Raw genomic sequence first — 20,135 nt, forward strand, 5'->3', positions numbered from 1 at the left:
CGGCGGGGGGGGGGGGGGGGGGGGGGGGGGCCGATCGGCCGCCCCGACGCCCGGTGTAGGTCCGTACGGAGATTGAATCAGCCGGGCGATGTGGACGGCCGGCTGATCCGTACCGAGATGGGTCCGTCAGCTTTGGTCTGCGCTGCCCTCGCTGCGCCGCCGTGCCCGATCCTCGATCTCCGCGCGGGACGGCATCCGCGGCAGCGTCATCTCCGGGAAGGACCCGTCCTCGGCCTTCTTCCACGGCAGAGTGGATCCCCCTATCGGGCGGATGCCCGCCGTGTCCCTGAGTTTGGTGAGCGCAGCCTCCATGGCCACGATGCCGACCTGCTCCTCAATGTCACGTCCGATGGCGCCCATGGGCTCCGCCTCGCCCGTCGACTCGTTGAAGACCATCTCCAGCTGTCCGGCCTGGAAGCCCACCGGGTCGTCGACCATGACCTCCACGCAGAGGAGGAATCGAATGTTCTCAGCCATTCACCCATAGTCTCGCGCAGTAGGTACGGCATCCAAACCGAAGCCGCGGGGCGCTACTCGTACCGCCCGTCGACCAGCTGCGCCAGCTGCCGGCGGAAACCGCGGTGCCGCTGCTCGAGGCGCTGGCGCACTGCTGGTCGCAGCATCCGCCGCTGGCCAGATAGGTGAAACCGCGTCGCCACCGGGCCCGCCCCTTGATGATCGGGGCATGTGGGAGCGGGTCGACGTGCCGGCCGTCGGAGGCCCCGTCGACGGCCGGAACCTGCTGGTGCCCGTCAACGAGGACGGCGTCCCGCCCGAGATCATCGACCAGAACTGGCTGTGGGTCGAATACGGCGGGGAGCTGCTCGACGCCGACGTCGACGGGGCGTACGAGCTTGAGCCAGTCGCCGGCGCCGGGCCGCCGTGGGTGTACGTCTGGGTGCCGGCGGCCCGGTCGGGATGACCGGGGGCGACTGGTCCGGGGTGGACCGACCGGCCGCGGCCACGCCAGCGGATCGGCCACGACCGGGGCGACCGAACGTACCGAAGACCCGCGAGCGGCCCGCGCAGGCTGCTACCAGCTGACCGCAAGGAGTACGGTGCCCGCCATGACCACGCCGCCGCAGCCCCCGCCACCTCCCGGGCTGCCACCGCACCATCCTGCAGTATCGGCGCCCGGCTACTACCCGCCGCCGGCCCCGCCCGGGCAGCCGCCGTACCCGCCCGTCTCCGGGCCGCCCGGCTACTACCCGCCGCCGGCCCCGCCCGGACAGCCGCCGTACCCGCCCGCCTCCGGGCCACCCGGCTACTACCCGCCACCGCCGCCACCGCCGCGGAAGAAGCACTTCCTCGCCACCCCGGGCGGGATCTTCCTCGTCGTGTTCGGAACCGTCGCCCTGATGGGCGCCATCTGCGTCGGCCTCGTCACGGTCGGTCGGGTCAGCGACAACAACGCCGTCAAACAGCTCGACGTTCAGGTCACCGCGTGCAGCGGCACCAGCTCGGTCGCGACGATCGGCTACACGGTGACGAACAACGGCAACGAGGACCGGCGGGTGACGTTAAAGGTGGAGTACCGGGACGCGTCCGGTGCACGGCTGGACACGGACACGGCGTACGTGGGCAGCGTGCCGGCGGGTGACACGGTGCGCGGTGAGGAGTCGACGATCCTGAACGCGTCGACGTCGGGCACCATCACCTGCAAGATCGTCGACGTGTCGTGAGCAAGGTCCGCTGGAACTTCCGCCTCGGCCCGATCCACATCACGAGCCCGTTCGGCGCCATCTCGTGGGGGATCGTCGCCACCGTCCTGATGATGTGCTGCTGCGGCGGTGTGATCGGTGCCGTCAGCGACGACGAAGACCCGCCAGCCCGGCCGGTGGTGAACTCGTCAGCGGTCGCCAGCAGTGCCCCGCCGTCCACGCCGGCGCAGCAGGTGGCACCGTCAACTACGAAGAGCACGGTGGTGAAGGCGTCGCCGACGCCGAAGCGAACCACCGCCCGGCCGAAGCCGTCCCCGACGCGGAAGCCTCCGCCGCCGGCGCCGAAAAACGACCCGCGGTTCGACACGTGCGCGGAGGCCAACGGCAACGGGTACGGCCCGTACGTGGAGGGTGAGGACCCGGAGTACGACTGGTACCGGGACCGCGACGGTGACGGCACCGTGTGCGAGCGCCGCTGATCCCGCACAGCACGAAGTGGCCCCTGCCCTACGGTAAGGAGCCGCTGTCTGCGCAGGGTGTTACATCGACACGCCGCCCGGTCAGTGATCCGACGATGGACTGATGGTGTTGACCTGCGCCGGTACGGTGCCCGGCATGGACCGCGACCGACACCTCACCACCGCTGCCAGGGCGGACCGCGGGTGAGGTGCTCGAAGTGCGGTCGGTGGCGGTTGTTGCGGAATCCGTGCGGCCGATGCCGGCGGAAGTGGCGGCGGTGGCGCCGCGAGTACCTAGCCCGCGCCGCCCCGCAGGACGCGCTATACGACATGACTCGGCCCCGCCAGAAGGACGAACAATGATCCGATCCCGCCTGATCCTCCCCGCCGTGCTGCTCGCCGCCGTCGCCCTCGCCGGTTGTGGCGGCGCCCCCGAGCTGGCTGCCGCACCGTCGCCGACCCCGGCCGTGGCGAGCGCGTCGCCGTCGCCGAGCCCGAGCCCGTCGCTGAGCCCATCCGTGAGCGTCTCGCCGGCGTACAAGCCGAAGCTGCCGACGGTCATGACCGACGACGGCGGCAACTGCGTGCGAGAGGGCAGGTGCGGCTACTACGTCGCCGGGTCGAGCTGCAAGAACGTTGAGTGGTGCAAGAAGGGCGACCTGGTCGAGCCGGGCTCGTGGGCGACCGAGGGAGGTCCCGGCATGTCGGACTGCATGTGGGGCCTGTCGAAGCCGCCGGAGTACGGCCTCGACGACGGCGGCTATGCGACGAGCTACCTGGAGGTCGTGGTGCCGAAGGGCGCCATCTTCGACACCCATGACTGCGCCAGCGGCTGGCACTGGCTGCATCCCTGACAGTGCTGAGCCCGGTCAGCACGAAGCGCCCCCGCTGGCTGGATGGCCAAGCGGGGGCGCTTCGTTCGTACCAGCCGGCAGGGACGCTACAGCGCGCCACCGACAAGGGTCGGCGAGTCCGGCTCGCCGCCGCGACGCCAGCGAGGTGAGCACCGACAGGTCGACCGCGCCAAAGGCGATGCTGTCGGGGCGGCTCAACCTAGGGGTTCCGCCCAGCGCGGGCCGGCGTCGTAACAGGACGGTCGCCTTTAGATCTGTAGGGGTTGGCCGGCCAGCATCACCCGGCGTGCCAGGCGGGGGACGGACGTTGCAGCGGGGCGAGCCGGACTTGGGTCGTGCCGCCGCCACCACTACAGTCCCAGGCATGCCGGAGATGGTGCAGATGGTGCAGCCCCAGGTGAAGCTCGTCGCGTGGACCCACTTCGAGGCGCCGAACGACGTGCCGTGGTCGACCGACGCCGAGGGCGGCCATGTAGCCGGCTGAAAACAGCGACGGCACCCGTTGGCGCGGGTGCCGTCGCGAGCGAACACCCGTTGGCGCGGGTGCCACGTTACGAGCAACGCCCTGACCCGTCTGGCAAGAAGAGAGAGGAACCCACTCGCAATGAGACCCACCATACGACGCGATGAGAGTCGACGTAAGAAGGCCCCCAAGAACAGTGACGTGTCGCCCAGGGGACTAGCGCTGCTGGTGACGGCCTTGTTCGCCTTCTACGTCGCGCTCCAGCACCCGCAGGTCGGGACCCCGGCCCTCGTCGCCGTGGGCGTTCTCACGGTGCTCAACCAGATGGTCGGCCGGCGGTAGCACGTCCGAGGAAGCCCTCGGCAGCCTGGATCACCCAGGCTGCCGAGGGCTTCTTCATCCTCGACGTCGACGGTGTGTCGATTCCGCTCTCAGTGAGGGCGGCGACTCGTACAAGGAGTTCATCGTGAAGCGCGCCACGAACCTGCACAAGAAGTTCACCGACGAGCTGATCAGCTACCGGCACTTCTACGAGATCTAGTCCACGTCTCCGCGGATCGTGCGGCCTGGTACCCGGGCCAGCGGCGTCGGCACGAGCTGGCGGCCGTCCTTCATCTGCGGGGCCGACAGCGGCGTCACCTGGCTCTGGACCAGGACGCCGCCGACCGCGCCGACGATGACGGTCACGAGGGCCAGCCAGGAGACGGCCTGCGCGGGGATCAGTTGGTCGAGGCCGGCGTAGCCGGTTAGCGCGGTGAGGCCGGCCATCACCGTGGCATAGATGAGAACGGGGCGGGGCCTGCTGTTCATCGGTACCTCCTGGGTACGGTCATCGGGTGGTACATGTGCCTTCACTGCCGGCTCGGGACCGGCTGCTGCTCGCCGAGCTGTCCGGGGGTGGCCGGCCGGTACGGCAATGGCAGCGATCGGGACGCTCCGCGCGACCAGGCGGTCGCCGCGGTGCACGCGGTGACGGAGGACCCGCGGCTGCTCGGGATCCAGGCCGGGGTGGCGATGGCCGACCCGCACGGCATCAGCGGCCCAACGATCGAGCTGCTGGAGGCGGCCGGCGCCGACATGGGGGTCGCCGGGCAGCATGCGGCCGAGACTCGGGAACGATTCGAGGGCATGGGCGTCCGGTACGACCGGGACTGATGACCGGGTCCTTCTACACCTAGCTGTAGATCACTCGGGTCGTCCCGGAGCGTGCACAGGTGGCGTGGACCCCTCCCGCTGCACGTTTTCCGCATGATTGAAGTGGCTGCTATCAGCCGAAGGAGAGCAGGGGCCGAGCGCTTTCGGACAGTGGTTCGACTGCCTGGACGTTTGCGCAGGTCATCGGGTGTGGGTCGATTAGCGGCGGGCGGGTGCATCGATGATTCGCTACTCACCGCGGTCCGATCACCACGGGCTGTGTGCAGCGGATTGTTCCACCGGCCGGCTAGGGTTCTCAGCAGGGCAAAGACCCACGCCTATAAGCAAGTCAAGGCGGGTGCCCGGGGCTGCCTTCCCCGGGTCCGCCTTGACGGGTCGCGTCCCAGTCAATGTCCACCGGAAGAATGCACATCAAGGAGTAACGACCGATGACAACGTTACATAGGCGGTCGGGACCGCACCAGCCCAACGGGACGAACGACACGGAGAAAGTGCTGGTCGGCGCCCTCGTCCTGGTCGTGATGGCCGGCCTTGGCTCGCTGGTCTACGTGGTGAAGCTCGTCGAGGACATCAGCAACGTGGCACAGGTGGTGATCCCCGCGATCAGCACGATCGTCCTGGCCGCAGTCAGCGCCATCGCGATCGTCTTACGACGTTCCGGGAAGAACCGGCGGTCGTAGCTGGCCGAGCCGGGCGGCGGTGTCTTCATCGCCGCCCGGCTCTGACCGCCACGCCCTATTCCGCAACGCAAGCGGCGATCTCCTGCGCGCCCTCGGTCGTCACAACGGTCACGGTCCGCGGGGTGGTTCCCTCCGGGCACTGCGTGCCGGCCGGCCCGGCCTCGCCCTGCGGGCCCTGGTCACCGGGCGGACCCGCCGGCCCCGTCGGGCCAGTTGGCCCCGGAGGTCCCGCCGGACCGGCTGGTCCGACAGCTCCATCCGTCCCGTTCTCGCCAGCGACACCGGGTCTACCGGTAGCACCCGGTGGACCGGTCGGCCCGGGCGGACCGCTACTCCCGTCGACACCGTCAAAGCCGCGCGGCCCCTGAGGACCCTGAGGTCCCGCCGGTCCGGTGACGGTCTGCGGGTCCCGGATGATGTCTTCCGCTGGCGGTGCGACGGGGTTCTGGCCGGAGTCCTGCGCCTGCTGGCGCTGCTGATCCAACGCGCTGGCCAGCGCCTCGTTCTGTGCGCGCAGCACGCCGATCTGGTACGTAGCCCACGCGATCAGCGCGGCAACCAGGACCGCGGCCAGGATCGCCGCCCAGTCCCGCCACCGGCTCCACCGACGCGCCCGATGCTCACCCGCAGTCGTCATCATCTCGGCCCCTGAAGGTTGAAGTAGATGGTCACGATCAGGGCCGCGCACGGGAAGACCACCGAAGTGATCAGCCACCGGGTCAGCGTTCGGCGTTGCTCTTCGCCGTCCTTCACGCGCGCCTCCAAAACTCCGACGCGGGTCTCCATCGCCAGGCGCTCCGCGGCGTACACCTCGCGAAGCACGTACGAGTCCATTCGCCGGCTGATCTCGGCCAGGTCGTCGTGGACGTCCCGGCGCATCGCATCGAGCCGGCGGGCCAGCTCGGCGTTGGTGATGTCGTCGCCGGCCACCGGCGGTCCTCCCGTGGGTGGTGCGTCAGCTGGTCGGGGCGACGGGCAGCAACTCGCGCAGCTGCACCAGGACCTGCTCCGCGGTCAGCTCCCCGGACTCCAACTTCCGAAGCATCTCGGCGACCTGGTCGAGCTGGTCGGCCAGCGCGGCGAGCTCCGCGGTGGTCTGCGCGTCGCGCTGCGCCGACTCCGCGGCAACCTCGTTGATGCGCGCCAGGATCTCTTCACCGTCGCCGCCCTGCGCGGCCTTGATCGCGGCGTCGACCTTCGTCTCGATCCGTGCCAGCGCCCGGGCCACCTGGTTAGGCTCATTGCGGCGGGTCTTCTCGCCCTCGATCTGGTAGCTGGCGTCCTTCCCGGACAGCAGCGCGTCGGTGCGGTTCGTGGTCGCCCACGCGACCTTGTCTGCCTGGCTCATCGCCATGGTGTCCTCCCCGGTGTCGGTCGTGCTCTGCTGCCACTCGGCCAGCGACCACCCGGCGAGGATGGTCAGCAGCTTCCACTTGTTCGCGAACGACTCGACCTGCTCGGTGTCCTCCGACCCGTGGCCGTGCCACTCGTGCGTCGAGTCCGGGATCCGCAGGGACCGCTTGCGGAAGTCGATCCCGACGCGGCGTGTGCTCTTGCCGTTGATGGTCACGGCCTTGGACACCCGGCCCAGGTACTCGCGCCACCCGGCGAGCCGCGGATCGTTGGCCCGGTACGCCGCGAGCAGCCGGTCGCCGTACTTCTCGAAGTCGGCGAAGCGGCCGGCCTGCGCGTCGCGGAACGTCCAGTCGAACGCCCGCGTCTTGTTGTGCGGGCCTCGCCGGTCCTCCGGGTCGCGCGCCGAGTAGTCCTTACCGACACCCGACCGGGCGTCGTTGTGGGCGACCGTGTCGTGATAGCCCGGCTTGTGCGCGTACCGGCCGCCGTCGACGTCCTCGCTGCCCGGCTCCAGGTCGAGCAGCTGGTCCATCAGCCACTGCTGCGCGTTGGTGATGTAGTTGTTCGGCGGCTGCCGGCGCAGTGTGAAGTCGGGGCGCTGGCCACGCCGCATGGTCCGGATCGGTGTCCACGGCACTGCGATACCTCCGGGAGAGACAGCGCCGCTGCGGCGGGACGGCCCGGCCGCGGCGGCGAGAGGTGGAAGGCCCGGCCGCCGGCGGCGGCCGGGCACAGGTCAGGGGGTCCAGACGCCGCCGACGGTCGTGCCGATGACGCTGCGGACCTCAGCCCGGTACTCGTACGGCACGCCGGAGATGACGCCCCGCCAGTCGTCGTAGACGGCGTTCGCCGGCAGGCCCTGGGCGACCCGCACACCGGCGGCGCGGTTCACCAACCGCACCCGGACCTCGTCGACCCAGATCGTGTCGCCGGCGGTGGGGAAGCTGTCGAGGACCGCCAGCAGCGTCATGTGCGTCGCGCCGGCCGGGGCGGTCCCCACCGCCCACCGGTACTCCCACGCGCCCGGCCCGGGCGGCGGCTTCCCGATCCCGTTGTTCGCCTGCAGGAACCCGCCGCCGGCGTCGTAGAACCGCAGCTGCGCGAACGTGTCCTTCGCCGCCGACGACCCGGCGATCCACTCGTCGACCATGTACTCGGCGCCCGGCGTGCACAGGATCTTCACCGTCTCCACGTGCGAGCCAAGCGCATCCGTGCCGTCGCTGGTCAACTGGTACGACCAGCTGCCCTGGTGCGACTTGCTGTTGGTGCGCACGGCGACGCCAGCGTGCGGGGCACCCCACCCGGACATGTCGGCCGTCTCGAAGTCGTACGCGGCGATCGTCGGGGTGGTGATCGGCCGCCGATACAGATCGACGCTGGCGACCTCGGGGATCCCGATCCGGATCGTCGCGCTGTCGACGTAGCACTGATGCCCCGCCGGCGGGGTGCCGGTCATGTTCGCCGCGACCAGCAGCGCCTGAGCGGCGCCCGCCGGCGCGGTGTGAGTGCCTTCGATCAACCCCCATGTGCCCGCTGTCAGGGCCGCGCGGTCGGTGGTGCTGCCGGGTCTGGGCATGGTCACCTCCACGGCTGCTTCCTGGTGTGGGGCGCTACACCTCGTGGAGGTAGCCGTCGTGGCCGCGCTGCCAGCGCCGTCCGGCCGCATCGCGGAAGACGAGGGTGACCTCGAGGTTGTGCTTCCAGTCCTCTTCGCTGATGGACTCTCGGACCTCGGGGTCCACTTTGACGAACTGCTCGCCCCTGAAAGGCGGGATGACCCGGATCGTGGCGGCGGGCCATTCGTAGTGGTCCTCCCCGTCCGCGAGCAGGAAGGTGATGCGCGCGTCGTAGATCGGCGAGTCTGACGCGTTGAGGACCCATCCGCCCCAGGCGTACGTCCTCCATTGGCCCCCGAACGCATCGGTTGCTTCTGCGCTTCGTCCATACCAGGCGGAGACGAGAGCGGCCTGGGCTCGGCGGTCGTCTGCTGCGCGTTCGCGTCGGTCGAGCTCGGCTCGTGCGTCCCGTCCGGACTCGACCTTGTACACGCGGTAGCCGACGATGGCCGCCGCCGTCGCCAGGATGACGGTCGCGATGTTGGCGATGGCGGAGAGCCAGGTCGCTACGTCGCCCAGTTCCCATGGCCGGGTTGCCAGGTAGACCAGCGTGGCAGGCGGTAGGGGCACCGGATCAGGCTAGGCGGCGCGCGCAAGAGCCCGCTTACGTACGGACACGCTGGCCACCACCGCGACCTGCCGTAGCGCCAGCCCAAACGGCATTGAGCGGAGTACCTGCAGGGTGGCAAAGTTGCTGGGGTGACTCTTGCTCCGGCGACCGCCCGGCGTCTCGCATTCATCCGCTACCTACACCGACTCGCCGATGCCCAGGCGCAGTTGCCTGATCCGCAGTCCGCGGTCTCCCTGCTGATGCTGCACGACGCGGTCGAGAGCCTGCTCCTCCTGGTCGCAGATCATTACAGCGTGTCGTCGCAGAAGTTCGAGGACTACTGGAAGGTGCTCGACCCACGTGTCCCGGGCGGCCTGACCGGGTTCCGGGGCATGCAGCGGCTTCACCGCTCTCGGAACGACTTCAAGCACAACGGAGTCGTCCCATCGTCGTCAACGATCACCCTTGCTGGCAGCGACGCAGCGACCTTCATGTCGGCGACCGTGCAAGCGGCGTTTGGCGTGGACTACACAGGCGTGTCGATGGTGGACGTGGTGAGTCAAACCAAGGTGCGAGCCGAGCTGCGCGCCGCCGAGGTGGAGCATGCGGGTGGGAAGACTCGCCTCGCGATGGTCAAGCTGCGGGACGCGGTCAACGAGTTGTTCGATCCCCACCGGGGCGCGCGCGACCTCTCGTGGACCATGCCGGACAGATCCCCGTTCGCCTTCGGCCCTGATATGTGGCGCTCGGTGCCGGCGCACGAGGTCAAACAGGCGCTTGAGGGGCTGCTTGGTGACGGGCGTGTCACTAGCACGGGTCGCAGGGTGGCGGCGCAGGTGGCGGGCTCGGTCGAGTCCGCCAGGTTGATGCGCCCGGCGATGCGGATGGTGGCGCTCGGCCTGGACTTCCCGACGTACCTGAGGTTCGACCTCCTCGTACCTCATTTGATCGTGAGTTTGAATGGGAAGCGGACCTACATGGCGCCGAAGGGCTACGCGCCCACCGATGAGGAGTTCTCGTTCTGCCTGGAGTTCGTCGTCACGGCGGCGCTACGTCTGGCCGCCGCCGAGGCGCATCAGCAGGAACCTGCTTGGCTCACGCGCGATCCGTCGGGACGGGTAACGACCGAAGTCGTCCACGAGGTTCCCGCGCCCAGCGTTCCGGCGCCGGAAGAGTAGGGCGCGGTGAGTAGCCGCGACGGGCGGTGCTGCCGCGTGGGGGCTCAGTCATCTCCGGGGCCAGTGCGGGGCGAAGAGCGTGACGCCGATGGGGAGCACGACGGCGAGGTGGAGCGCGAGCACCGGCACGGGCGGGCGGCGTGGCATGGGTGCCTCCGGCTGTATCGATGGCCGGGGCTGTCGTACGTTCGCGATACGGTTCCGACTCATGAGTGATGAGACGAAGGGTGTGACCGTGTACGGGACGCGTAGCGGTCACACGCAGACCCTGAAGTATCCGAATGCGTCGTCGGTCGACGTCCGCGACGGTCACCTGTTCGTGTTGGGATCCATCAGCCCGACGGACGTGGTCGCGGTCTTCAGCCCGGACAAGTGGTTCAGTGTCGACGTGAAGTAGTTCCACCAACGCGAAGGCCCCGCAGTGTTGGCTGCGGGGCCTTCGTCGTGATGAGTGGTGAGTCTGTTTCCGGGCAGGGTTCGCCTACTGGTTCGGAGTGATCAAATCATGCGGCGGCCATGATCGTTTCGTCAAGTCGGCGGGGTCGGCCGCGTCCGCTGAGGTGCTTCTCGGCCTCGATGTTGGTCGCTATTTGGCGGGGGTAGCGGATCTCTGGGCGGCCGTTGCGGTCGCGCATTCGTGCTGATGGGAGGCCGTCTCGTGCGGCCCAGTTGCGGACCATGCCGATGGTGACGTCGCCTCCGAGGTAGGCGGCGATCATGCGGGCGGTGCCCCAGAGGTCGCCGTCGGCGGGGATCCAGTCGTCGGTCACGGAAGCCACTCGCTGCGGTAGCCGAGTTGGTTGGCGAACGGCTGGGCCAGGTACAGCACGGTGGTGCAGGGCCAGAGGTCCCGGCATCCCTTGCACTCGGGTGTGCCGTCGACGAGCCGGTCGGAGGGGCCGTGGATGCCGGTAAGGAGCCGAGCCTTGGCGTCAGCGTCGGCCTGGAGCTGATCGCTGGTCCGGCGGAGGATCGCCGCTGTCTCGGGTGACTCGGCCATGGCGAGGGTCTTCAGTGCGTGGGCGGTGTGCCGCTGGTTCTCAAGCTGCTGCCGGAGCCAGCTGGTGATCTCGTCGGTCACGGGTCGATTGTCTCTCAGGCGGCCGGCGGCAGGCGACAGGCCGGCGGTGAGCGGGCCAGCATTGGCGCCGCGCGGTTACCGTCCTGCCATGGAGATTGCGGCGGTGGTCATCTCGGGAGTCGCACTGGTCGTCTCGGTCTGGGGCGTATGGCATTCAAAGAGGTCAGCCGACGCTTCAGAGCGGTCGGCGAACGCAGCGGAGCGTCAGGCGAGGGCGGCGGAGGCCGCGGTTCCGCCCCCGCCGCCGCCGGTCGCGTGGAAGGTGGAGCAGCGGGGAAAGAGCCTTTTCGTGTTGCGCAATGTCGGTACGGAGACGGCGGATGGCGTGTACGTCCATAAGCAGGGCGGCTTCGTCAGGGTTGAAGAGAACGGCCGGACGCTGCAGCCGGGCGAGTCCATGACATTCGTGGTCATCCGAGCGGCAGGGATGGTCGACATTCAGGAGATTCGAGTGTCTTGGGATGGGCAGGTGCAACCTGTGATGGTGCCGCTTCCTTGAGTGAGACCGTGGAAGGTCTGTCACCACCACCCGGGCGGTAGGGGCACTCCGACCCAGTCCGGCTGTCCCGCCCACCGTACCCAGATTTCGCGCAGGATTGGCTGACCGTAGGTTGCCGCGTTTCGGAGCGGGATCGAGGCTCCAGGGCGGACCGGGAAGTTCCCGTCGTCCACCCGGAGGACGCCGGCGTCCCGCTCCGCGTCTATCTCCAGGTCGTGGGCCACCTCTGTGCCGATGTTCACCATGGCCCACCCGTCATTTCCGGATCGCCGGATCTCCCAGGCGACAGGAGGAGGCGGCGGCGGCAGGGCTGACTCGGCGATGGCTGCTTGCCGTTCGGCGACCGCGATGGCCCGACGGTTCTGCCGGGTCTGGTAGTACGACAGCGTGACGGCGAGGAAGGCAACGACAACACCAGCCCAGGCGGCGGCAACTGCAGGATCCACCTGGGACAGGCTATCTGGAGTCTTCCAGGGCCAGCGCGTCCCCCGCGGCTCCACCGCCGAGATAGCGAAGTCCGGGGCGCAACCCGATTCCGCGCCCCGGACTTCGCCGTCAACGGTCTCCGGACTGCCGCCCTCGCGAGCAGTCAGGGTTGGTGCAGGCGTCGTTAGGCAGGTAGAAGGTGCCGACCATTCGGTCGTCAATTGACCAGCTCCGGGTCTCCTCCTGCTCTCCGCATTCGGGGCAGTCCCTGGGCTGGTGGTACGGCCGTTCGTCAGTTGTGTACATCTTGTGGGGAGCCATGAGCCCATCGTCCCTCAGGTCGCCGGCGTAGCCGTGCGACCCGCGGCCTAGTCGCAGATCATGGCGGGTGACGTCGGGTCGAGGGGTTCGGCCACAGTGCCTGCCCCAGATCTCGCCATTTCCGAGATCCCGATGTCTAACCAAGCGGGACGGGCGTCCACTCGGGCTGCCCCTGCCACCTGACCCACAGCTCGTTCGGCACTGAACCCGACCCCGTAGCCATCATGATGAGCGAGACGGATGCGCCCGATGGCACCACCCGGTCGTCAGGCATCTCGTCGTGGAACATGCATTCGATCCGGTTCATGTCGATCTCGACGTCGTGCGCCGCCTCAGTGCCGGTGTTGCGCAGCACGTACTCCTGCCTCGACTTGTATTCAAAGCGCCAGGCCACCTTCTGAGGCGGCGGCGGTAGCGCCTGCTCTGCTGCTGTTGCCTGCCGCTCGGCGGCGTCTGCGGATCGACGGGAAGAGACGGCTGAGTCTTGGGATGCAGCTGCGGAATCCTTGGCATGCCGGTTGGCGCGGAGAGCAACCAGGATTGCGGCGGACGAGACGATGATCGCCGCCCACGCCGGTACGTCTCCCAGATCGAACCGCATGACCGCGACCTTACCTAGTGTCAGCAAACGTCGGCGTCCTCTACCCGGCGGCGATCATGCCGGTGATCAGCGGATGGTCGGGGCCCCAGACGTGCGGCACGTCGGCGGCACGGATGGGCATGGTGCATGGGCATGTGTCGCCCGCGCACAGGCAGGTTGAGGTACACGTGGCGGTCCACGCGGCGCGGGGTCCTGAACCGCCCCGGGTTTGGTAGCGGCTAGATGGGTTGGGTTTCTGGCTGGGTCAGCCGGTGTTTGGTGGGATCGTAGAGCGCTTCGAACGCGGCTGGTGGCAGGTCTGCGGCGCCGCTGTGCAGGCGGCGGTGGTTGTACCAGTCGACGTACTCCAGGGTGGCGATTTCGACCTGGTCGCAGGTCCGCCACGGGCCGCGCGGTTTGATCAGCTCGGTCTTGAACAGCCCGATCGTGGACTCGGCCAGAGCGTTGTCGTACGCGTCGCCGACCGATCCGACGGACGGGTCGACGCCGGCGGCGGCGAGGCGTTCGGTGAACGCGATCGAGGTGTATTGGCTGCCGGCGTCGTTGTGGTGCACCAGCCCGGTCAGATCGGTGGCGCCGTGGCGGCCGCGGGCCCAGATTGCCATCTCCAGGGCGTCCAACACGAGGCTGGTCTTCATGCTGGTGGCGGCGCGCCAGCCGAGGATGCGGCGGGAGTAGGCGTCGATGACGAACGCGACGTAGACCATGCCGGACCAGGTGGGCACGTAGGTGAAGTCGGCGACCCACAACCGGTTCGGCGCTTCGGTGGTGAACCGGCGTTGGACCAGGTCCGCCGGCCGCAGGGCGTGCTCGTCGGCGATCGTGGTGCGTCGGGTCTTGCCCCGCACGATTCCGCGTAGTCTCAGCTGGCGCATGAGCCGTTCGACGGTGCACCGGGCCACCGGGATGCCCTCACGGTTCAAGGTCAGCCACACCTTCCGGGCCCCGTAGACGCCGTAGTTCGCCGCGTGCACCCGCCGAATCTCGCCAGCGAGCCAGGCGTCCCGACGCGAGCGGGTCGAGGGCGTGCGCCGGCAGGCGGCCCGGTAGGTGCTGGCCGTGATCTGCCAGCCGTGCTCGCGCAGGATCCGGCAGATCGGCTCGACGCCGAACACCTGCTTGTGCTCGTCGATGAACCTCACGAGCGTGGCTGTGGCCGGTCGAGCTCGGCCGCGAAGAAAGCCGACGCCGGCTTCAGGATCTCGTTCGCCCGGCGCAGCTCCGCGTTCTCCCGCCGCAACCGCTTCAACTCGGCCGACTCGTCGGTGCTCACCCCGGTCCGCTCACCGGTGTCGACCTGGGCCTGGCGCACCCACTTACGCAGTGTCTCCGCGGTGCCGATCCCGAGCTTGTGGGCCACCGCGCCGATCGCCGCGTACTCAGACTCGTAGTTCGGCCGCACCTCGGAGACCATCCGCACCGCTCGCTCACGCAACTCACGCGGATAAGGGGAAGGGCGTGACATGGCTCGATCCTCCACAAGAGGTCGGGCCGCCACCAAACCCGGGGCGGTTCATTGTTCAGTGTTCGGGTTGAGTTGGCGTTTGGCCAGTCATGAGTTGGTGAGCGTGGGCTGCGGCGTGGGTGACGTCGTGCCATCGGGGGTGGGTGAGGTAGTCGTCGTCGGCTGCGGTGGGTCCGAGTTCGTCGACGATGGCTGACAGGGGTGTGAGTGTTGCGGTGATCGCGTCGGCCTCGGTGATGCTGGCGAGGATGGTGCCGATGTCGCTGGCGGGTGAGTGCTGGTCCCAGAACGTGTCATCGATGAGCCAGTGCACAGCTTCGGTCAGGCCGGGCCACGGCGTCGGGGTGTGTGGGCGGAGGGTCGAGAGGACCGCCAGGGCAGTGATGATGTCCGCCCTGCGGTCGGGCCAGGCGATGGTGGTCACACGGCTGCCAGTTCGGTTGTCGCGATGGTGAGAGCGGGTGGTGATCAGCGCCATTGTGCCTTCGGCGAGTTAGCGGTGGTTGCTGGTCTGTCAGAAATTTCTCCTTTCCGCAGGTCAGAGTCGGTGCGCGTCCTGTTTTGCACAAAGTGCTCAACGCTTCTGAGCGGACTTCAACGGATCTCTATACCGGCTGGTAGGGGAGTTTGGGCAGCTCAGAGCGGTAGGGCCCGCCGCGGTAGCTGGGCCTCGCGTTGGAAGCAGATTGGGTGCAGGCCGGCGAAGTGGTCACCGCAGCGAAGAGGTCATCCGGCCGTACCGCGGCCGAGCCGCTGAGCAGCAACGACGTCGCGTTCCCGAGCGCTTGACCTCCCGGTGGAGGTCGAGGTGGTCAGGTCTCGCTGCTCCCAGGGTGGCTGGCGCCGGCCGGCGTCTCGGGTCACCTAACGCCGCGGCTGCGGGTGCGCTGTAGATCGACGTGGAGCGTTGTGGCTGAGCGTGCTGGAGCCAGCCGCAGTTTCGTCATCTGGGACGTCAATCCCACAGCCAATATTTTGCCCAGGCTCGTCGACCTGAAGACCTCTTCGGCGGATCCGGAGGCGTCAGTGACGGGCGCGCACTCTGCACTCAGGATCGCTGCGCAGGTGCCGAGTGGGCGGTCAATCGTCCCCATCAAACTCGGTTTCGTCGACGAGGCCGCCCAGGAACGTCTCGAAGTCGGGGGCGAGGACCGTGATCTGGTAGTTCCACTCCTGGTCGACGTGTACGACTGTCGGCTCGCCGGGGGATCGGTAGTCGAGGGCGATCATGTCGTGGCCCGCCGAGGGGCAGTCGGCGATGTAGATGCCGATGTCGGGGTAGCCCCACTCCGCAATCCAGAACGCGTTCCCGAGCTCGCCGCACAGGCTGAAGGAAGCAGTCCGACCGATCGCCGCCAGTGTGTACACAGCCACGTAGCCTGCGGACCAGGAGGTTCGGCTGGGCGAGGGGTGGGCGTCACAGGCCAACACCCCGCCGTTGTGTCGCTGGGCCAGGTCGACGTACGCAGCGGGCAGTTTGCGTCCAAGCTGCGCTTCCACCTCCCGCAGAACCTCGTCTGTGAGCGGGCTTTCCAGCGGACCGGAGGTGTCGAAGACGATCGTGGGATCGAGCACGCGCTGACGGTAGTTGCTTAGCGTCAGTTGCAGTAACAACTTCAGCTCCACAGTCTGGACGCTGTCCGTGGTGGCGCGCCCGGCTGTCTCTCCCCCGGCTGGGGGTCACGGGTCGCTCCCGCACCGCAGCGGCGGACGTGCCATTTATTGGTGAAGATTGCGTTGCCCGCTGTGGTGAGCAGGAACCTGGTCCCCTCAGCTGAACGCGGATCCCATCCGCAGCGCCATCACCAGCGCCGCGGAGGTCCGGCGAACAGGGGCTGGAGCTCGTGAGCCGGCTTCCGTCCACGCCTCGCTACCAGCAGCTCGGTCACCGGTCGAGCGCGTCGGCCAGGCGCCGCGCCTCGGTGACCAGCCGGCTCGACCCGCCGCGCGCGGCGACCTCGGCCAGTCCGGGCACGTCGATCCGGGCGCCGGTCGCGCCCGCCGTCTCCGCCGCCAGGGTCAACAGGTCCGGGGTGCCGCGCGGGGCCTTCGGCGCCGCGAGCAGCGCGGGCAACGCGGCGGCGAGCAGGCGCCAGGTGCTGAGCGGGGCACTGGCGGCGGCCGCGTCGCGCAGCGGCTGCAGGGTGCGGGTGAGCGTGAGGTCACCGACGGCGGCGAGGGTGCCGAGGTGGGCCCCGACCGTGGGAGCGTCCAGGTCGCCGGCGGCGGCCAGCATCAGCAGGGCGTCGACGGCGGCGACCCGGTCGGATTCGTGCCGGGCACCCAGGCCGTACGCGAGGGCGAGGTCGACGGCGGGACCGCCGTCGCCACCGCACTCGGCGAGCAGCGGCAGGATCGCGGCGCCGCCGGACAGGTCCTGGTCGGCGCCGCTGGCGATGTCGGGCAGCGCGTACGCCGCGACCAGTGCCCGGTAGCCGGGCAGCGTGGCCGGCCAGAGCAGGGCCGCGCCGCCGACGTAGCTGTCCACGGCTCCGGCAGGCACGGTGAGCAGGCCGAACGGGTCGTCGACGCCCGCCGGCGGGCTGACCTGCACGTGCGTCCGCTGCCGGGGCAGCTCGTCGTACCCCCAGTCGTAGCCCTGTCGGCGCTCCCGGCGGGGCAGCGTGACCACCCGCTGGTCCGGGGTCGGCAGGCCGCCGGCGCGCAGCCATCCGGCGAGCCGGTTACCGGCGGGCGTGCCGAGCGCCGCCGCCCTGGCCGCGAGGGGCTCGTCGACCCGCGCGGGCAGCCGCAGCAGGGCCTGCGTCAGGTCCACCTCCCACGCGCCGTGCTCGCCGAGCCGGGTCAGGCGGTCGAACAGCACCTCCGGGTCGATGGCGCCGTTTGCCGAGGTTGGGGCCGCGAGCAGACCGGGGTGCTGGGGCGGGCCGACGCGGTCACCGATCTCGGCCAGCCGGGCGCGTAGCAGCCGGTGCGGCGGGGGTACCCGTGGATCGAGGGACGGTCCGCCCGGCGTGCGGCGCCGCAACGCCGCCAGCATCGCGGCCCACCGTCCCCGCCGTGCGCCCCCCTCTACCGGGTCGGCCGCCGCGTGCAGGACCCCGCCGAGGAGACCGCACAGGCAGCACGGATCCCACGGGTGCTCCTCCGCGCTGGCGCGGTGCCGCCGCAGCACCGGCATCAGGGCGTCTTTCAGTCGGGCCCGGTCGCCACCGGCGAGCCGGACCACTGCGTCGAGGACCCGTTCCAGACCGGACGCCGTCGTGGGGCCGCCGAGCAGGGAAGCGGTCTCCTCCGCCAGCTCGTCCGGGTCGGTGATGGCCGGTGGCGCGGGCAGCGGGCCGGCCGGTGGCGGCAGGTCGTCGCCCACCGCACTGACCACGAGCCGCGGGGTGACCACGTGCCCGTGCCGGGCGGCCAGCGTGCCGGCCCGGTCGCGGACGTCCGCCGCCGGGTGGTCGACCGCTGTGGCGATGACTTCGGCGATCTCCGCCGCCCGGTCGGCGTGTCGGCGGGCGAGCTGGTCCAGCCAGCCGAGCTGGGCGCGGACCAGCGCCTTGTCGGGCCGGACGAGGACGGCCCGCGACGCGTTGAGCAGCCCCTCGACCTCCAGGCCGTCGAGAGCCCGCAGCGTCTTCTGCGCCATCGACGCCACGGACCCGGGGGCGTCGGCGAGCAGGCGCAGGTAGTCTCCGCGATGCCGGTCGACCTCGCTGGCGGTGGGTTCCAGCAGGGCGTGCAGGGTGACGAACGCGCGCAACGCGGACGGCCGGTCGCCGCGCAACAGCCGGCTCACGCAGCCGTCGAGCAGCATCGTCCGGTCCAGGCGGCCCTCGCCGGCCAGTCGCGCCAGCGCGCGCGGCAGGGCGAGCTTCTCGTCGGTCATGAACTCGTCGAAGGACATCCGCGTCCCGGCGCCGTCCACCTCGAACAGTCGCGGCACCAGGGCGTCGAGGAACACGTCCGCCCGGAGCCGGTCCACCAGCGGGATCGGTCGCTGCCACTCCGGCGGCCACGCCATCAGGGCGAGCCACCCTTCCACGAACTGGTCACCGGTGGGTGTCGCCGCTTTCTCGGCGGTGAGCAGCTCGGCGACGAATTCCCAGCCGTCCATCGGGTCGTCCCGGCGGAGCCGGTCCGCCAGCCGGTCTGCCAGCTCGGCTAGCCAGGGCACCCCGCGCGTCCGCGCGACCTGGACGACCAGCCCGGCGTCGGCGCCCCGCAGCGACACGTTTCGGCGGCCGAGCAGCTCGGCCGCCGTGACGGCGGTGGGCAGGCAGCCGACCGCGGCCACCGCCAGGGCCGTCGCCTCGTTGTTCCACCACCAGTTGTCGCGCCGCCGGCGCACGTGGGCCACCAGCCCGTCGGCGAACGACCGCCGCCCCTGCTCGTCGAGGCCGGTGACCGCGTCGACGGCCGCGCCGATGTCGCCGCGGACCAGGAACTCGAACGGATCGGTCACGCCCCGACCTCCACCGCAGCGCCCACCATCGTGGTGGCGAGCGCGTGCTTGCAGGGCCCGCGCTGACCGCGGTGCCGCGCCCACCAGGGGCAGGAGCAGGTGTACGAGCCGTCCGTCCGGCGGCGGACCCGGTAGACCTCGTCGCCGTGGCGTACGGTCGCCGCCTCGCCGTCGAGCGTGACCGCGCCCGCCTCGACCAGCGCCCGCGCCCCGACCAGCCGGGGATTGTCCCGCTCAGCCCGGCCGGCGTCGTACGGCAGCACCCGGTGGAAATAGCCCGCCTCGGCCACGTCGAAGCCGACCCGACCGGCAGTGCCCAGCTGGGCCAGCGCGGCCCGGACCCGGCCCGCCGAGATCCCCGCCGAGGCGGCCAGCTCGTGGACATCGATCGTCGGGTCCCAGGACAGCAGCGCGGCGACCAGCGCGGCGTCGTCGGCGACGTCGTCCGTGGCGAGCGCGGTCAGCGCGCCGCCCTCGCCGGAGAAACCCCGGTAGGGCTCCGGCGAAAGGGTCAGCGACAGCCGCAGCGCGCCGGTGTCGAGCTCCCACACGCTCGGCAGCGGCGGCGACCCGGCCGCCGCCGGTGGCCCGTACACCCGCAGGGTCTTCGCGTACCGGAGCAGCCCACGCAGCGTGGCGAGCCGTCCGGCGCCGGCCAGGCACACCGCGCCGGGCACCGGGCGCGAGGTCAGCCGCAGCGAGCGCCCAGCCGGCACCACCCAGAGCACCGACCGGTCGTTGCCCGCAGGCAGCCGGCGCAGGAAGGCGGCCGCGTCCGCCGCCGGGATCTCCGCCCGCGGTCCCATGGCCGCAGCGATCAGATGGACCTCGGCGAACCCCCGCAGCCAACGCCCGGGCAACGGCACCTTCTTCTCCAACACCGGACCATCGAAAGTGGACACGGTCAGGTCGTCCGGCCCCACCGACAGGTGCAGCGGGTCGATGCCGCCCACCCGGGCCAGCGCCTCCCGCAGCGGCGCGTTCACGTCGACGTTGGTGGTGCCGTGCTCGACGACGTCGCCGTCGAACCCGGCAGGCACGACGTCCAGCCGCGCGTACACCCCGCAACAGCCGGAGAACGACTCGAAGCGCAGCCGGTCCCGGCTACCGGTGACCACGGGATCGAGGCTCGCCGGGCTGACCGGCTGGTGATACCGGGTCCGGGCGACTTCGGCGACCGCCAGTAACCCGGCGGCCGCCGCCTGCGGAGTCGTCAGAAAGCCAAAAAAAAACCGCGGGTTGGTGGCGGGCCCGCCACTCGTCTGCAGCGCCAGGTCACCCCGGTGCAGCGTGGACGGCCGAAGATAGCGGTAAGTCTGAAGGGCGCTCACGGCTGCAGAACTTACGA

The 20,135-nt window shown here is 70.0% G+C and carries 23 protein-coding genes and 2 pseudogenes; 10 read left to right on the forward strand and 15 right to left on the reverse strand.

Features of this window, described 5'->3' with window-relative positions; genetic code table 11:
• Positions 1-126: 126 nt before the first annotated feature.
• On the reverse strand, positions 127-477 hold the full coding sequence (locus AB0C04_RS28035; RefSeq protein ID WP_357060179.1) for a hypothetical protein: 351 nt from the start codon (positions 475-477) through the stop codon (positions 127-129).
• A gap of 208 nt (positions 478-685) precedes the next feature.
• Here AB0C04_RS28035 and AB0C04_RS28040 point away from each other — a divergent pair, with 208 nt between their 5' ends.
• The 5 genes and pseudogenes from AB0C04_RS28040 to thyX form a co-directional block, all read left to right on the forward strand.
• The gene (locus AB0C04_RS28040; RefSeq protein WP_357060181.1) at positions 686-922 is read left to right on the forward strand and encodes a hypothetical protein; all 237 of its coding nucleotides are present in this window, start codon (positions 686-688) and stop codon (positions 920-922) included.
• A gap of 145 nt (positions 923-1,067) precedes the next feature.
• Entirely contained in the window at positions 1,068-1,682 is a 615-nt protein-coding gene (locus AB0C04_RS28045) for an FxLYD domain-containing protein (RefSeq protein WP_357060184.1), read from the forward strand.
• Positions 1,679-2,140, forward strand: coding sequence for an excalibur calcium-binding domain-containing protein (locus AB0C04_RS28050; protein WP_357060187.1), 462 nt, complete (start codon positions 1,679-1,681; stop codon positions 2,138-2,140). Before AB0C04_RS28045 ends, AB0C04_RS28050 begins: the two co-directional genes overlap by 4 nt.
• Before the next feature lie 338 nt (positions 2,141-2,478).
• Entirely contained in the window at positions 2,479-2,973 is a 495-nt protein-coding gene (locus tag AB0C04_RS28055) for a hypothetical protein (RefSeq protein ID WP_357060189.1), read from the forward strand.
• A 382-nt stretch (positions 2,974-3,355) separates the two neighbouring features.
• Positions 3,356-3,442: pseudogene (gene thyX, locus AB0C04_RS28060) on the forward strand (FAD-dependent thymidylate synthase); the annotation flags it as partial.
• Between the two features lie 531 nt (positions 3,443-3,973).
• Here the strand turns inward: thyX and AB0C04_RS28065 are convergent.
• The gene (locus tag AB0C04_RS28065; protein ID WP_357060192.1) at positions 3,974-4,246 is read right to left on the reverse strand and encodes a hypothetical protein; all 273 of its coding nucleotides are present in this window, start codon (positions 4,244-4,246) and stop codon (positions 3,974-3,976) included.
• A 26-nt stretch (positions 4,247-4,272) separates the two neighbouring features.
• Between AB0C04_RS28065 and AB0C04_RS28070 the strand changes: the two are divergent.
• Together AB0C04_RS28070 and AB0C04_RS28075 are read left to right on the forward strand one after the other, a co-directional pair.
• Positions 4,273-4,591 (forward strand): annotated as a pseudogene (locus AB0C04_RS28070) (hypothetical protein).
• A 491-nt stretch (positions 4,592-5,082) separates the two neighbouring features.
• Complete coding sequence (locus tag AB0C04_RS28075; protein ID WP_357060194.1) at positions 5,083-5,271, forward strand: hypothetical protein; 189 nt, start codon at positions 5,083-5,085, stop codon at positions 5,269-5,271.
• 636 nt (positions 5,272-5,907) lie between these two features.
• Here AB0C04_RS28075 and AB0C04_RS28080 read toward each other — a convergent pair.
• The 4 genes from AB0C04_RS28080 to AB0C04_RS28095 all read right to left on the reverse strand — a co-directional run bounded on the left by AB0C04_RS28080 (position 5,908) and on the right by AB0C04_RS28095 (position 8,813).
• A complete protein-coding gene (locus tag AB0C04_RS28080; RefSeq protein ID WP_357060196.1) occupies positions 5,908-6,201 on the reverse strand; it encodes a hypothetical protein in 294 nt (97 codons plus the stop codon).
• A gap of 25 nt (positions 6,202-6,226) precedes the next feature.
• Positions 6,227-7,264, reverse strand: a complete 1,038-nt coding sequence (locus AB0C04_RS28085; RefSeq protein ID WP_357060198.1) for a hypothetical protein — start codon at positions 7,262-7,264, stop codon at positions 6,227-6,229.
• A 99-nt stretch (positions 7,265-7,363) separates the two neighbouring features.
• Positions 7,364-8,209 (reverse strand): hypothetical protein, encoded by an 846-nt coding sequence (locus AB0C04_RS28090; RefSeq protein ID WP_357060201.1) that lies wholly within the window; start codon positions 8,207-8,209, stop codon positions 7,364-7,366.
• A 28-nt stretch (positions 8,210-8,237) separates the two neighbouring features.
• The gene (locus AB0C04_RS28095) at positions 8,238-8,813 is read right to left on the reverse strand and encodes a hypothetical protein (protein WP_357060203.1); all 576 of its coding nucleotides are present in this window, start codon (positions 8,811-8,813) and stop codon (positions 8,238-8,240) included.
• A 129-nt stretch (positions 8,814-8,942) separates the two neighbouring features.
• Here AB0C04_RS28095 and AB0C04_RS28100 point away from each other — a divergent pair, with 129 nt between their 5' ends.
• Positions 8,943-9,971: a hypothetical protein gene (locus tag AB0C04_RS28100; RefSeq protein ID WP_357060206.1), complete on the forward strand. Its 1,029-nt coding sequence runs from the start codon at positions 8,943-8,945 to the stop codon at positions 9,969-9,971.
• Positions 9,972-10,179: 208 nt separating this feature from the next.
• Entirely contained in the window at positions 10,180-10,368 is a 189-nt protein-coding gene (locus AB0C04_RS28105; protein WP_357060208.1) for a hypothetical protein, read from the forward strand.
• 106 nt (positions 10,369-10,474) lie between these two features.
• Here the strand turns inward: AB0C04_RS28105 and AB0C04_RS28110 are convergent, their stop codons facing one another.
• Positions 10,475-10,741, reverse strand: coding sequence for a hypothetical protein (locus AB0C04_RS28110; RefSeq protein ID WP_357060210.1), 267 nt, complete (start codon positions 10,739-10,741; stop codon positions 10,475-10,477).
• Entirely contained in the window at positions 10,738-11,052 is a 315-nt protein-coding gene (locus AB0C04_RS28115; protein WP_357060212.1) for a DUF6221 family protein, read from the reverse strand. Before AB0C04_RS28115 ends, AB0C04_RS28110 begins: the two co-directional genes overlap by 4 nt.
• Before the next feature lie 88 nt (positions 11,053-11,140).
• On the opposite strand from AB0C04_RS28115, the gene AB0C04_RS28120 reads away from it, so the two are divergent.
• On the forward strand, positions 11,141-11,551 hold the full coding sequence (locus AB0C04_RS28120; protein ID WP_357060214.1) for a hypothetical protein: 411 nt from the start codon (positions 11,141-11,143) through the stop codon (positions 11,549-11,551).
• A gap of 20 nt (positions 11,552-11,571) precedes the next feature.
• Here the strand turns inward: AB0C04_RS28120 and AB0C04_RS28125 are convergent, their stop codons facing one another.
• From AB0C04_RS28125 to AB0C04_RS28155, 7 genes are all read right to left on the reverse strand, one after another.
• Complete coding sequence (locus tag AB0C04_RS28125; protein WP_357060216.1) at positions 11,572-11,997, reverse strand: hypothetical protein; 426 nt, start codon at positions 11,995-11,997, stop codon at positions 11,572-11,574.
• A 437-nt stretch (positions 11,998-12,434) separates the two neighbouring features.
• Complete coding sequence (locus AB0C04_RS28130; protein WP_357060218.1) at positions 12,435-12,899, reverse strand: hypothetical protein; 465 nt, start codon at positions 12,897-12,899, stop codon at positions 12,435-12,437.
• Positions 12,900-13,117: 218 nt separating this feature from the next.
• A protein-coding gene (locus AB0C04_RS28135) for an IS3 family transposase (RefSeq protein WP_357060222.1) occupies positions 13,118-14,364 on the reverse strand; the annotation gives its coding sequence in 2 pieces (ribosomal slippage) (positions 13,118-14,082 and positions 14,082-14,364; 1,248 coding nt in all).
• Positions 14,365-14,419: 55 nt separating this feature from the next.
• Positions 14,420-14,842 carry a hypothetical protein gene (locus AB0C04_RS28140; RefSeq protein ID WP_357060224.1) on the reverse strand — a complete coding sequence of 141 codons (423 nt, stop codon included), beginning with the start codon at positions 14,840-14,842 and terminating at the stop codon, positions 14,420-14,422.
• Between the two features lie 602 nt (positions 14,843-15,444).
• Positions 15,445-15,939, reverse strand: a complete 495-nt coding sequence (locus tag AB0C04_RS28145; RefSeq protein ID WP_357060548.1) for an SMI1/KNR4 family protein — start codon at positions 15,937-15,939, stop codon at positions 15,445-15,447.
• 310 nt (positions 15,940-16,249) lie between these two features.
• Positions 16,250-18,787, reverse strand: coding sequence for a DUF6493 family protein (locus AB0C04_RS28150; protein ID WP_357060226.1), 2,538 nt, complete (start codon positions 18,785-18,787; stop codon positions 16,250-16,252).
• The gene (locus tag AB0C04_RS28155) at positions 18,784-20,118 is read right to left on the reverse strand and encodes an SWIM zinc finger family protein (protein WP_357060228.1); all 1,335 of its coding nucleotides are present in this window, start codon (positions 20,116-20,118) and stop codon (positions 18,784-18,786) included. The genes AB0C04_RS28150 and AB0C04_RS28155 overlap by 4 nt, the downstream gene beginning before the upstream one ends.
• Positions 20,119-20,135: the final 17 nt, after the last annotated feature.

Source organism: Micromonospora sp. NPDC048909, assembly GCF_040649635.1.
Lineage (GTDB): Bacteria > Actinomycetota > Actinomycetes > Mycobacteriales > Micromonosporaceae > Micromonospora.

Excerpts from the sequence above, each read along its gene's own strand:
- AB0C04_RS28035 (WP_357060179.1), bottom strand. The coding sequence starts at position 477 with ATGGCTGAGAACATTCGATTCCTCCTCTGCGTGGAGGTCATGGTCGAC.
- AB0C04_RS28040 (WP_357060181.1), top strand. The coding sequence starts at position 686 with ATGTGGGAGCGGGTCGACGTGCCGGCCGTCGGAGGCCCCGTCGACGGC.
- AB0C04_RS28045 (WP_357060184.1), top strand. The coding sequence starts at position 1,068 with ATGACCACGCCGCCGCAGCCCCCGCCACCTCCCGGGCTGCCACCGCAC.
- AB0C04_RS28055 (WP_357060189.1), top strand. The coding sequence starts at position 2,479 with ATGATCCGATCCCGCCTGATCCTCCCCGCCGTGCTGCTCGCCGCCGTC.
- AB0C04_RS28065 (WP_357060192.1), bottom strand. The coding sequence starts at position 4,246 with ATGAACAGCAGGCCCCGCCCCGTTCTCATCTATGCCACGGTGATGGCC.
- AB0C04_RS28105 (WP_357060208.1), top strand. The coding sequence starts at position 10,180 with ATGAGTGATGAGACGAAGGGTGTGACCGTGTACGGGACGCGTAGCGGT.
- AB0C04_RS28120 (WP_357060214.1), top strand. The coding sequence starts at position 11,141 with ATGGAGATTGCGGCGGTGGTCATCTCGGGAGTCGCACTGGTCGTCTCG.
- AB0C04_RS28130 (WP_357060218.1), bottom strand. The coding sequence starts at position 12,899 with ATGCGGTTCGATCTGGGAGACGTACCGGCGTGGGCGGCGATCATCGTC.
- AB0C04_RS28140 (WP_357060224.1), bottom strand. The coding sequence starts at position 14,842 with ATGGCGCTGATCACCACCCGCTCTCACCATCGCGACAACCGAACTGGC.